The following is a 12,968-nucleotide window of genomic DNA, read 5'->3' on the forward strand; positions in this document are numbered from 1 at the left end:
TGCTGCGCCAACGCCATTTGATGCTGTGTGTGCCATAACGGTGGCCGCGACCCGGTCAGCCTCCTGTTCGTGACTGTCCCCGGGTTCGCTGATGGTGAGCTTTCCAGCGCCACTGCAGCGCGGGCAACCACCGCCACAGGCACAGGACGAGCCTGACGGCTGCCGTGCAACGACTGGCTGCGGCGCGGCAGCGGCGACGGCTGCCGGCACGCGCTGAGGCCGGAGATTTTCGTGCTGGGTCCTGTACATGGCCGGAGTCACTTGGGTTTGCGTGGCGCAGGTTTCTTCGCCGAGGTGCTCTTGGCCGTGGCCTTCTTCACGACGGCCGTGCGGGAGGTGGTTTCCTTGGCTGCCAGCGTACGGCCCTTGTCGGTGGGGGTATTGGCGAGCAGTGCCTTGGCTCGCTCGCGCAAGCGGCTGGCTGCCGTGCGGTCGCCGAGTACTTCGATCAATCGAGCGTTGCTGGCTTCGACGATGCCTTCGACGTCGATGATGTCGCTCTTGGCCAGTTGCTTGCGTGTCGCATCGTCCAGTTCGAGTTTGTCCAGCGGGGTACGCACGGTTGGCCGCGGCGGTTGTTCCGGTTCCGGCTTGGGTTCGGGCGAAGGCGTGGTCGGGCGGGTACCGAAAATCACGGTGCCTTCGCTGATCACCGACCTGGGCACCACCTGCACGGGCACCGCGAGGGTGCTCTGCAGTCGGGCGCCGGGATCGAAGCGCAGCTCGCTGCTGTCGCGCAGCACTTCCCTGCCGGCGGCATCGGCGACGCGGGCGACCAGCTTGCCTTCTTTGGCCAGCCTGGCGGTCTGTGTCGAGTCGAAGGTGGCGCTGAAATAGCCGTTGGCGTCGGTTACGCCCACGGTTTCCGTCGCCGTGCCGCTGCTGCGCAACAGTTCGACCCGGTAGCCGGCCAGGCCCTGGCCGCGATCGTTGACCAGTCGCCCGCTGTAGCTGGAGCCGCCTTCTGGCTGCTCGACCTCTTTGAACGCCAGGGTTTCCGCCCCCGTGGCCAGCAGGCGACTGGCGAGTGCGCCGTTTTGTGCCCGGGCCTCCAGGGTCTGGCTGGTTGGGTTGTCGGCGCCATGCTTGGCGCGCATCCGCGCCGCTTCGAACTGGTAGGCCTTTGCGGTCGCTACCTGGGTGGTGTTGATGTGTTGCAGGGCGCTGGCGGTGCTCTGCTGTGACAGGCTGGAAGCTTCGGCCGAGGTAAAGGCGTCCGAAGAAACCGTGCCTCCCAACTGACCCGCATCGGCGGCCAGCACCGTAACGAGGAACTGCCAGACGGCCGAGGGCTGGGAGAACAGCTTGCGGCACACGTCTATGTCGAGCACCTGGTTTGGCTGGTCAAGGGTGGGCAACGACGTGGTACCGGCCGGTGGCAGGGCAACGATGCAATGGTCCGCCTGGTTCATGGTGGTGAGGTTCATGCGAATGCCAATGCTCAGCAGGGACAGCGTCCTTGTGGCGTCTTCGCGCAGGCGTGACGAGGTGGCCCGCACGGTATCGGCCATCAACAGGGCGTTGGCGAAGAAGGGATTGCCCCGGTACACGGCCGACGTATTGGAGGCATAGCCCAGATCATCCACCGACAGCAGCATCTGCGAGGTGATGGAGCGGTTGGGCAGCCCCAGACGAATGTAGTTGTCGTCGAACAGCGTTTCGCCACCAGGCAGCGATTGTTCGGCGGCGACGGCGAAACGCCGCTTGCCGGCACCGGTGGGCTCGAAGGCCATGTAGGCCCCCAGGACCCGCGCCAGCAGGCGATGAATGCCGCCCAGGTTGAGAATCAACACAGCACCCACGGCCGTATCGAGGAAGCCGAACAGGCCGGTGAACTCACTGTTGAAATGGTTGTTGGCCACCGAGACCGGGCCGAAGGCGAAGGCGGTCAGGGCGCGTCCGGCCGGTTGGTCGACGCGGTTGTCATGCACCCGCAGAGCGGGTTTGGCGCCGCTGGAGGTGGACAGCTCGCGGGTCAAGGAACCGGCGAAACGCACATAGATCCCGCCCCGGATTCCGGCCTTGCGGGCGCGCTCGTAGTCTTCGGTACTGGCGCCGTTGACGTTCAGGGCATTGCCCGTGATGTCGAGATTGTCGCCGTAGCCGACAAACACCCCGCAGACCGGGTCGGCGGCGCGCGGGCCGTTGTCGTGGATCTGGTTGTCACTGATCCGCACGCCTTCCGCCACCGCCAGGGAGATGCCGCCGCGGCCAATGCCCTGGGCATCCGCCAGCATTGCCTCGGTGAACGGGTTGCGCAGGTTGTGGTGCAGGCGGTTGCCGAGAATCGCCAGTTCGCGCACGGGGTCGGTGCCGCGCAGCAGCGGCGTCAGCGCGAGATTGAGCAGAGCGGCGTCGAGGTAGGCGAGCAAGGCGGCTTTCGGGTCGTTGGTCGGGATGGGGCGGTCCGAACCCTTGAGATTGGCTCCCCGGCGCGCTGCGAAACCAATGCCTGAAAGGCCCATCATCGAGATGTCGTTGCCTTCGATGCTCAGTTCATGGAGGAAGCCGCGTGCGCTGCCGGAGGTGCGGGCAGCGAGGGTCACCACAGTGAGCGGGCGGCCGTTGTCGCGGGCTTCGGCAATGCGCAGTACCTGGTATCGCGGCGACACGTCCAGGCCATAGCGGCCGGGTGCGGTCTTGATGCTGGCCATGCCTTGCTCGTCGCTACGGTCGCTGGCGAGGGTGGCAGACTCCAGATAAAGGTCGACATCGGCCAGGGGCTTGCCCTGTTCGTCCTGAACCAGGGCGAGGAAGGGGCCGTCGCTGGTGACATTGACGCTGGGCGCCGGGGCGGGTTCGGTTGGCTCGCCGGGGGTGGAGGACTCGTCGGGGTCGAGGTCACCGCCCAGGGTGATGCCGTTGCCGCCACCGCCGACGATCCGGTTTTCCAGGATGCGCACTCGCTCGGAGCCGGCGCGTACATGGATGCCGCCAAGGGCGCGATAGGGCTGAACCGGCAGCAGTTGCACCGGCAGGAAGGTCCACACGGCGAAGGCGTACTGCAGCACCAGTAGCGGGTACAGGTAGAGGATCTCCGGCTTGGCGCACGGGTCGGCCGGGTCGCGGTTCGGATCGTCGTCAGGCTCTTGCGGGTCTTCAGGCGTTCGTTCGGTAAAGGGCAGCAGCACCAGGGTGTTACGTTCCACCAGCACGTCATCGGCGGCCAGGGACAAAGTTGCGCGGCCATCGGCGGTGTCCAGCAGGTGCAGGCGGTTGTCGGCGATCACCAGGCCACTGGCATTGCCGGCGCGAATGGCGTTGTGTCGTGCGATCACCCGGTTGCCGTGTACACGTACGTCCCGGCAGCCGTCTTCGCGACTGCCATCGATGCGCAGGGCGATACCGTCGTAGGTCACCAGGTCGAGGTCGCAGATCTCCACGCCTATGCAGTCGATCAGATGCAGCAGTGGTTGGCTGCGGGTTTCCAGGCGCGGCAGGACAAGGGTGCGCCAGCGGCAACCATGGATCTTCACGTTGCGCCGGCCTTCCAGCCGCAGGTTGGTGTGGTGCACGCCGGGGAGCAGGCAGAGTTCTCCGCCGGCCGCTGGTAGGTGGATTGCCGCTTCTTCGAGCGAATTGAAGTCACCAAAACTTCTGACACCATCGCCCACCAGGAAGGTGCAGCAGATCTTCTGGTTGGTCAGAGGGCGGAAGCGCTTGCGACAGTCTTCGATGCTGCCGGAAATTTCGGTATTGCGACGACCGGTCCAGTTGATCTCCGCCAGGGGCACGCGGTGATAGACGATGCCGACGGGCGCGGCGTGATCGAGCAGCACCGGCGGATTGCCGAGTTCGCCCGCGCGCACGTTGAAGGTCCAGTAGTCACCCGGTCGGTAGTGGCCGGCGGTACCGAACGCCAGGCGAATGCCGTCGCGGAGCTCTTTCGGGTTGGCGACTTCCGGGTAGTCCTGGATTTCCCCCAGACCGTTCCACAGGCGGAAGAACACCGGCGCGGTGGTGCCTGGCAGGGTGCCGAAGGCGGCCGGGGCTTCGAGTTCCAGGTCGTGGTCGGTGTTCAGGCGCGCCATGCTGCCGTAGACCACAACCCAGGTGCCTGCCAGCTCGTCGTACTGCAGTGCCTCCAGGTAGAACTCGGTCAGGCCCGAGTTGACGATGGCCGCGCGGCCGGCATCGATGATCACCCGGTCAGGATCGCTACTGGCATCGAAGCGGCCACGCCCGGCGAGTCCGCCGTTCCATTGGCTCCACTTGAAGCGCACCGGAACCCCCTCCGGGGCATCGGCGATTTCGATGCGATACAGGCAATGCTCGAAGCCGGTGTAGCCGCCACCGCCGACCACCGGACACTCACCCACCAGGTTGAGCACAGGTGCCAGGGTGGCACTCAACCGCCCTTTGCTGGCGGGAGAATCGCGCAGGCGGGCAAGGATGCTGCTGCAGTCTTCCCCCTGGGCCAGGCGCAGCAAGCGCAGGCGGAAGTTGACGAAGGCGCGCTCGGAGGTGTCCGGCCCACCCAGCGCGGGCTCGAGCAGCCGCTGCGGATACTGGAACGCGTGCAGGGCCTCTTCCGAGACTTCGAGGATCACCGCATCGCGGATGCCGTCGGTGATCTGGCCGGTCGTTGGCATGGGCGTGGCCAGGGGCGGGCCGATGTAGGTGGCTTGGCGAGTCACCAGCGCCAGAGGATCTGGTGCGAGCCCCGGCAAGCGCGTGAGGATGCCGTCGACCCAGGCACGGCCGGGGTGCAGGCGCAGATGCACCGTGCCGTCCGTTACCGCCGCGGCTTCCACGCGGAATCCCTCAGGTTCGCTGGCGGGAACCGCACAGACGCCGGCACCGAGGATGTCGCGTCCGGCCTGGCCATTCCACGCCAGTTCCAGCAGCTCGCCTTCGGTGAAGTCGGCGTCCAGGCTCACGCGGCCTTGCTGGTGCAGCACGCCGCTGAGGTTTCGCAGCACGCCCTGGGCCGGCGGATTTACGCCGTTTTCGTGCTGGTGGGGGTCGAAGTTCAGTACCGAGAAATCGCCTTGCATGGCTCCCCCTTCGTCAGGTGACGGGTACAACCAGCGGCCTCACGCCTACCGGCATGAATTCACGCAGCCGCACGTGCAGGTTGGTCCATTTGTGTGTCTCCAGCAGGAAGCCGAAGGCACCCATCGCATCGTCGTCCGGCCCGAGTTCGCGCACGCGCCGGTCGGTTTCCCGCTGGAGCTGCGCGTAGCCCGGGTCGTTGAAGCGTTCCGAGGTGAAGTACACCCGCGCATCCGGCGCGTGTACGCAGAAATGGTTGGCTGGCAAACGGTCGGCGGCGCTGCTGAAAGCGCTCCACTTGATGCAGCCGTGCTGGTTGTCCAGTACTTCGAAGCGCTGACTGAAGATGCCGCCCAGGCCACCCACTGCGGTGACACGCACCGGGCCGAAACAGGTCAGGCCCTGGAAGTCGAGGGCGGCGCCCCATGCATTGGTCGGGTCGGTGGCGGCCGCGATGGCAAATTGGCCTGTGGGGGCGTCGTCGAAGCCAAGTCCGGCGTCTACCACGCTGTCCTGGATATCCAGTCGGTAGCGCGAGTCGATGGCGATCGAGCCGACGATGGAGCGCTGGATCAGGATGTCCGGCGTGGGCGTGAAGGCATCCTGGTCGGCTGCATCAAAACCGTAGCCATCCTCCAGGCGCAGTGCCGGTTGCATGGGCGCGCGCTGACCGTTGCGCAGGCTATGTCCGCCAGGCGCCAGGGTGCAGCCGACCAATTCCAGGCGTGCCACCGCGGCGCGGTCGATCAGGGCCTGGCCGATGGGGAAGGGGGCCGCCGGGTCGGCGGCCAGGTAAAGCCCTTCCAGGCGAACCTGGGGGGTGAACGGCGTTGCGTTGGCGGCGTCCAGCACCCGCAGTGACAAAGGCTGCGCCAGGAGCAGGAGTGGCCGATGGCCGCCGGCCGCACGGACGGTCAACGAGTGAGCCAGGCGCAGTGAGTGGGTGCCATCGACGGCCGTGCCGGTCATGGCGGCAAGGTCGAGAGGATGCACAAGGCTGTCGTGGATCTCGACGATCACCGGTCCTGTTGCGCTCTCCAGGCCATCCAGGGCTTGCTGCAGGCTGATGCCTCCGGATACCTCGCCGACGCGGCGTACTTCCGCATCCGCCGGTATGACCGGGACCTGCCGCGACAGCGGGTGCGCGCCCACCGGACCCGCGGCGCCGTAGGTGTAGCTGGCCTGCAATTGCGAGACCAGTGCGCCGTTGTCCGTCGTCACCAGCAGGTCGGCCTGAGCGGCGGTTGCCACCCCGACCAGCACCCGGCCGATGTCCGGGTCTATGACGATCTCGCCGATGGCGGTGGGGCGTCGCAAACCCTCTTCCCAGGCGCAGAGGTTGTCGCCACGGAACCGCCAGCGCCATTCGGTCTGGGGTGGCGGCGGTACCAGTAGCGGTTCCAGGGCGCGGGGCAGGAACAGGTGCAGGCCGGCATCTCCCAGGTCGAAACCGCTCGGGGGTGTCGTTGCCGGATCGTAGTAGTCCACCCGTACGTAGGCGTCGGCATGGCTGGCCAGTCGTGCATCGAGCATCGGGCCGGGTACGGCGTCGGCTTCGGTCAGGGGTGCAACTACACCGCCTGAGGTGGCTGCCCGGAGGAAACCGGGGCGGCTGGTGTTGAACAGGTGTACCGGGATGTCCAGCGGGTGCAGGTCGAAGCGCAGGACAAAGCGTGCCACTCCGGCCGGCTGGACTCCCAGGTTGATGCGGCCCTTGGCCAGAGGGCGGACACGGGGAAGCCGGTAGGCCGACAGGCGCCAGAGGAAGATCGCCAGGTTCGGCAGGTTGATGTGGCGCTGGTCGTCCACCGCGGGCTTCAGGTCGGCGCTGTAGGCGAAGGGATCGAAGGGCGTGCCGAGCAGCGCCAGGGTAGCCGGCTCACGGATCGGTGCGGTGCCGCCGCGGGGTACCTCGAAACGGGTGAGCGTTGCGGTGCCGTAAGGGGGCTGGCCGCCGGCGTCGGGGCGCTGGTGGTTGAGGTGCTGGGTCCAGCCGAGGTTTTCGCGCAACTCGACGCCACGGCAGGCCCAGCCAGTGAGGTTGACCGCAAGACGCTCGATGGCGCCCAGGGTGCCCTTGCGCCGGCGCAGCGCGATGGTGTCGGCGACGTCGGCACGCAACGTACGTGGATCGCCCTTGAGGTGCGTGGTGCCCAGCAGGTCGGCCAGGTAGGGGATGACCCAGTCGTCGCAGGTGTCGATGAACAGGTCTTCATAAAGCTGGGCGATGTTCTGGTGCAGCGCGTCAAAGGGGCCTTCGATGGCGCGAAGGTAGGCGCGCAACTGATTGGCCGGCGTGACCTCGGCATCGCGAGTGCGATAGATATCCGGCAGGCGCTCGAACAGGGGGACTCGGTTCATGGGCATTCCCCCGCGGCGGGTTCGGCGATCGGGGTCAGGGTCAGGTGCGCCGGCGCCAGTTGCAGCAGTTCATGGGGGCTGCAAGAGAGCACCTGGGCCTGGGGCCGGGGAGCAGAGGGCAAGGCGGCGTTGCTGTCGTTGCCGGGGGCGAGCAGGCCCAGGGCGCTGACCCGGCACCAGAGCACCCCCGTTACATTCTGCGCCCGGCCTTCGATGCGGCTGGCGTATTCGGGCTCGCCCAGTTGTCGCGCCTGGAGGCCGAACAGGCCGCTGCGCTCGTCGGCGACCACCCCGGTCAGGCCCAGGGAAGCGCGCAGGGCGTTCTCCACATCCTCCTGGCGATAACGCGGATCGCGGGCGTAGCTGAGGTCGACGAATACATGGCGCAGACGGGCCTGTTGCACCACCAGCGGAAAACGATCCGGCCCCCTGCAGCGCTGCGCATGGGCCAGGGTGGCCTGTATCGCGGTGAACTCGGCCTCGCGCCCTGCGGCCAGCAGCACCCGCAGGATTACCGCCGGTACACCCTCATGCAGGTCCCAGGCTGCGGCTGCGCGGACCACGCCGGGAAGGGCCAGGGTTTCGCTCTCGTAGTCACGGATGCTGACCAGCCTTCCCAGGCTCTGCACCTTGCCAGGTGCCGCCTCGCGCGCCTTGTAGCCCGGTTCAGGGTCGGCGCCACCGGAGACGATGCCGGCCAGGGAAACCTTGTCGAATCCTGCCGGTCGCTCGCCTGCGGTCGGCGTGGCGCCCGGCTTGATCGGCCCGCGTGCGCCGACGCCGCTGCGAAAGCGCGCCACCACGTTCTTCAGACCGGAGGGCAGCCGGGCGCCGGACTCACCATCGCCGAACTGTACAAAGCTGCGGCCCTCGGCGTCTTCGCGGACGATGTAGATCGGCTCCGCCGCCGCGCGACCATGGAAGCTGTCCACCCGGTTCCACAGACGCCCTTCGACCCAGATTTCCAGCTCCGGGGTGTGGGGTGGCACCGCCCCGGCGGAAAGGAAGTAGGTGAGTGGCGCCTTGGGCAACGGGAAGGTCTGCCATGGTTGGCGATGGTCGCCGTTACCCAGCACGGCCTCGTGTTCTGCCTTGCCCTGGGAGGCATCGACAAGGTTGCCATGGACCGTTACCCGTGGTTCGGCTTCATCGAAGTCGGCGCGGGTGAAGGGCGTGGGTGGACGGTCGAAGTTCAGCAACCAGGGGCGCGCCACATCCGGTGTCGGCGTGGGGAAGCTGGCGGGGCTGCTGGTACAGGTCAGCTCGACGCTGCGTCCATCGGGATGGCTGAGGTACAGCCTGCGTCCGGCCAGCGCCCGTGCGTGGTTGGCGGTGCCGTAGAAGAACAGGGCGCCGGTGCCGTTGGCATAGCCGCTGGAGGCGGGCGTGGAAACCGGCTTGAGGGCGAGGGCCGGGCTGGTGACTTCGCGGATCAGGAAGTCGCGGATATCGCTCCAGGGCGAGCCACTCATGGCATGGCGAATCAGTGGCTGGTCCAGAGTCAGCAGGCTGCTGGGGCCGATGAGATTGCCGAAGCCGAGGGTGGCTGAACGCACCGCCAGCACTTTGCGCACCAGCGACAGCGGTACCTGGCCGGTGACGCCGCTTTTTGCCACGCGCACCTGCACCACGAGATGCATGCCAGGGCGCAGGTCGCTGACTTCGGCATCCAGCGCAAGGAGGTTGGCCGGAAGTGCGATGGATGCACTGGTGTTGGTGCAATCGTGGGGGTAGAGGTGGCGTTGGAAGCCTGTATCGGATTCAAGGGCGCCGACGATTTCGCTGCCGCTCTTGCGGCTGGTGATGGTCTTGGCCGGCGCATTGTGGCCGAAGTGACGGAAGCTGCGGCCGATCCGGAAGGCCGCCACCGGCTGGCTCCGGCTGTGTTGCAACGGAGCGTCGATTTCCACGATCACCCGGCCGAGCAGGCGGGTGACGGTCTTGACCTTGACCTGTTGCGGCGCCTGCTGCGTGGTGAGGGTTGAGCCGCTGGAGGTCCAGCCCGGCTCCGGCGGCATCAGCAGCAATGAATCGCCGGGTTTGAGCTCGAAGGCGACGAGGCTGGCGCTATCGCTGGCATTGCCGACACTGTGCAGCTCGAAACGGGTGGCGCCGGCGGCAAGGCTGGCGGCATAGGAGCGTGGGCGGTAGAGGTTGAAACGGCCCAGGTGCGGCCAGGCGAGCAGTTCGACGTCGGTCTGGAAGTCCGCTGGCGTGGCCAGGCCCTGCAATTCGGCCTTGACCGGGAATCCCGCACGCAAGGTCAGGGGCCGTTCACCGCGTACCTCGAAAGCCAGCGTGGCGCGACCGCCGATTCCCGGTGCCAGGCGATAGCCGGTCAGGCGTACCAGTTCGGCGATGCTTTCACGCCAGGCCGCGGTACGCAGGTAGGCCTCATTGGCGTAGTGCTCCTGGTAGAAGCTGAGGATGTCACCGAGGATCGCCGCACCCTGGAGCAGGGCAATGCCGGGGTCGTCAGCTTCGCGATGAGTCCAGGCGGCCAGCTCCGGCGCGGCGTCCAGGGAGCGGGTCATGGCTTCCAGGAAGTCGGCGTAGCGCCCGATGCGGTAAGCGATACGCGGCAGGCCCGGCCGATTGTCGGCGTGTCGGGGGAACACGAAGGGATCAGTGATCAGCGGATTGCAGGGCATCAGCGTCTCCCTCCCTGGATCTCGAAGCGGATCAGCCCGCGTTCGAGGTGGTCCGGGTCATTGGCCAGCAACAGGGTTTCGTCGAAGCCGATCTCCAGTACCGGCGCTCCGGGCAGACCGGGCAGTGGTGCGGAGAAGCGCTTCATGCTCAGGCTGACCAGGTGGCGGATGCCGGCGATGCGCTGCAGGCGGCCTTCGATCATGCTGCGGTGCAGGGACTGCCCGAAGGTCCATTGGTCCGGGTGGAAGAATCCGGGACGGCCGTCGGCGGTCCAGCCGTCGGAGAACTCCTGCTCCAGCTCGTAGCGCAGGTCTTCGCGCCAGTAGGCATCGCCGGCGCAGACCACCACGCGGATATCCAGCGGCACATAGCGCGGAGGCCGCAGTTCGATGTCCTCGCCTATCAGGCGCACCGCTTCCAAGTGGTCAGCCACGCGTGAGCGCAGTTCATTCCACAGAGTCTCCGAGCGCTCGTCGCCCAGAGCGGTGAAACCGGCGGGGTCCATGGCGATGCGCACGGTACGCCAGCTCCCGGTCCAGGCGTAGCGCGCCACGGCACGAGACACACCGGAAACTTCCTCGGCGCGCCTGACGTAATCGGCAAGGGTTACTGCCCGCAACTGGCGTGCGCGGAAAGCCTCCGGGGCGTTGCGGCGGATTCGTTCGACCGGTTCCGGATCGCGTCCGTCGCCGACGTCGAAGGGATTGGTGGCCGCCACTAGCGCCCCATTCAGGGCACCGGTGAGGGGCTGCAGGTTGACCAGCTGATCGGCACCGATGTTGCCGGGGTGACCGCCGCCGACCTGGTACTCGGCATGCACCACCGCACCGGCTGGCAACAATCGGCCGTTGGCTCCATTACCGAAGCGCAGCTGGCTGCGCCGGTGCTCGTCGGTCTCGACCATGAAATGGTCGCCGTTCTCCGCCGAGTCGTCGCTGTGCACCAGGCTCTCTACCTCGTCCCAGTCTTCCCGGGCGCCGCCCGGGCTTTCCACCTGCAGCCAGAGCGTCGAACGGGCCGGTTCCTCTCCCGTTGGCGCGCCACCCCGGGGCGGCGGCAGGTAGGCCAGCGGGCCGTCGTCCGGCAGTTCGGCCAGCACCCAGTCACGGCCGTCGCCATGGCGGTCGAGACGCTGGTAGTGGCGATGACGCAGGCCGGGGATATCGCTGGGCAACAGGCTACCGGGTTCGCGGAATTGCACCCGCAGTGGCTGCCCTTCGTATACCGGCAGCAGGTTGCCACGGAACACCGAGATGTCCTCCACTGCGACGGGCGGAGGGCCGGGGCAGAACGTGGTGAAAGCGAAGTCGTGGCGCAGGGCATCTTCCTCGCGCCAGCTCACCCTCAGCATCCAGGTGCCAGTCAGCGGATCGAAGCGGCTTTCGGCGGCGCCGCCATCGAGGTCGTTGCCCGGCAGCAGGCGCAGCAGTTGCCGTTTCGCGGGGTTGCGTCCGGGTACCTGGCCGGTCAGCGGGTTCAACCGTTCCTCGATCAGCAACTCACGCCAGCGGCCCTGGCGCACCAGATCACGCAGGGCCTCGACCTCGGCCTGGGAAGCCAGGGGCGGCTCGGGCACCAGGTCGGCGGCGGTGCTGCCGGCGGCGAGAGCAGGTTGGGCGTTGCCCCAGGTGTAGAGGCGCAGACGGTTCAGGCGTGGGTCCAGGTACTGGCGACGCGACGGCTCCAGGCGGCGCTGGCGGCTGGCGAAGAACACCGCGTCGGCGTTGGGTGGAGCATCGCCGGTCCAGGTCACCAGCTCCTGGTCGTCCAGGCTGAAGGGGGACTGGCCGGCGACCACTTCCAGGGCCAGCCAGGTACTGGCCTGGTTACCTTCGTGGAGGTGGTAATCCATAAGGCGTGCATGGCGGGCCAGGGTCACGCGCTTGCGGCTGGTAGCCAGGTAGGCCTCGGCCATCACCCGGTCCTGGAAGTCGCTGAGTTCGTCGGCGGCGGCGGCGAACAGGCCGATCAGCACCTGATCCAGGTCGGCTTCGCTGGTGCTGGCCCAGCCCGGTACACGCTCGGCCATGGCGACCATCAGGGTATGGCGGAAGGAGTCGTAGTCCTTGGCCAGATAGTCAATCGCCGGATTGGGTGCCGGCGGCCGCCCGCCCTGTGGCGGGGCGCAGTCGTTGGTGAAGCAGCCAGGACGAAAGCGGAAGCCGATGGCACTGAAGAACGGGTCGATCAATGCGGCGTCCCAGACCAGCTCCAGTCGGTACGTGGAGTAATCGCCCACGGGCGCTATGCGCAGGGACAGGCGCGTGGCATCGAGCGGTGTTACGGCGATGACCTGCACCTGGCCGCTGGCATTGCCGGCCACCACCCGACTACCGCCGCGAACGCGGAATACCTGGCGGGCGCGTGCCGGATCGCCGCCGATGTCGGCGACGATCGCGGCCAGGTGCAGGCCGTTGAAGAAGTGCAGCTCCAGGTCCGCGTGGCCAGGGGCGGGACCTGGCGGGAGGCTCACCAGCGCCAGTTTCAGACCGTCGAGACCGTGGCTCTGCAACTGGTCGGCGCGCTCGTCGACCAGGTCGGGGAACTTGATAGCGGCCATGCTGGGCTATCCCTAGCGCGAGCTGCGCTGGAACTTGATGACGCGCGAGTCCGGGCTGCCCGCGGGTCGGTACTTGAGGGTCACTTCCAGAGTGGCGGCGGCGTCATCCCAGATCACGTCGACCATTTCCACCGTCAGCCGGTGTCCCAGCCAGCGGGTCAGGCCGTTGGTGATACGCGCCTTGACCACCCCGCGAAGTGCCTCGGAGGAAGGTTCGAATACCAGCTTGCGCACGCCGCCGCCGAATTCCGGCAGGAACAGGCGCTCGGCCGGGCTGGTCAGCAGCAATTGCAGCAGCTCGTCATGCACATGGGCGTCGTCGTTCGCCGGGGCGACGCTGCGGCCGTCGTCTCCGATGCGGAAGGGGAAGGCCAGGTGCCGTCCATTGGAAAGTGCCATG

5 protein-coding genes are annotated in these 12,968 nt (G+C 67.3%); all 5 read right to left on the reverse strand.

Translation table 11 applies throughout. From position 1 onward, the window contains the following. Nucleotides 1-257 precede the first annotated feature (257 nt). From D6Z43_RS27140 to D6Z43_RS27160, 5 genes are read right to left on the reverse strand one after another with little or no spacing between them, the layout of a single operon-like run. Nucleotides 258-4,997 (reverse strand): DUF6519 domain-containing protein, encoded by a 4,740-nt coding sequence (locus D6Z43_RS27140; protein ID WP_120655065.1) that lies wholly within the window; start codon nucleotides 4,995-4,997, stop codon nucleotides 258-260. A gap of 13 nt (nucleotides 4,998-5,010) precedes the next feature. Then, the gene (locus D6Z43_RS27145; RefSeq protein ID WP_218569230.1) at nucleotides 5,011-7,356 is read right to left on the reverse strand and encodes a phage tail protein; all 2,346 of its coding nucleotides are present in this window, start codon (nucleotides 7,354-7,356) and stop codon (nucleotides 5,011-5,013) included. Continuing rightward, on the reverse strand, nucleotides 7,353-10,007 hold the full coding sequence (locus D6Z43_RS27150; protein WP_120655067.1) for a hypothetical protein: 2,655 nt from the start codon (nucleotides 10,005-10,007) through the stop codon (nucleotides 7,353-7,355). Before D6Z43_RS27150 ends, D6Z43_RS27145 begins: the two co-directional genes overlap by 4 nt. Beyond that, on the reverse strand, nucleotides 10,007-12,568 hold the full coding sequence (locus tag D6Z43_RS27155) for a baseplate J/gp47 family protein (RefSeq protein WP_120655068.1): 2,562 nt from the start codon (nucleotides 12,566-12,568) through the stop codon (nucleotides 10,007-10,009). The genes D6Z43_RS27150 and D6Z43_RS27155 overlap by 1 nt, the downstream gene beginning before the upstream one ends. Nucleotides 12,569-12,580: 12 nt before the next feature. Next, on the reverse strand, nucleotides 12,581-12,967 hold the full coding sequence (locus D6Z43_RS27160; protein WP_120655069.1) for a GPW/gp25 family protein: 387 nt from the start codon (nucleotides 12,965-12,967) through the stop codon (nucleotides 12,581-12,583). Nucleotide 12,968: the final 1 nt, after the last annotated feature.

The sequence above is a fragment of the Pseudomonas sp. DY-1 genome (assembly GCF_003626975.1).
GTDB lineage: Bacteria > Pseudomonadota > Gammaproteobacteria > Pseudomonadales > Pseudomonadaceae > Metapseudomonas.

Coding starts and splice junctions, on each gene's coding strand:
- D6Z43_RS27160 (WP_120655069.1), bottom strand. CDS start 12,967: ATGGCACTTTCCAATGGACGGCACCTGGCCTTCCCCTTCCGCATCGGA.
- D6Z43_RS27145 (WP_218569230.1), bottom strand. CDS start 7,356: ATGAACCGAGTCCCCCTGTTCGAGCGCCTGCCGGATATCTATCGCACT.
- D6Z43_RS27150 (WP_120655067.1), bottom strand. CDS start 10,007: ATGCCCTGCAATCCGCTGATCACTGATCCCTTCGTGTTCCCCCGACAC.
- D6Z43_RS27155 (WP_120655068.1), bottom strand. CDS start 12,568: ATGGCCGCTATCAAGTTCCCCGACCTGGTCGACGAGCGCGCCGACCAG.
- D6Z43_RS27140 (WP_120655065.1), bottom strand. CDS start 4,997: ATGCAAGGCGATTTCTCGGTACTGAACTTCGACCCCCACCAGCACGAA.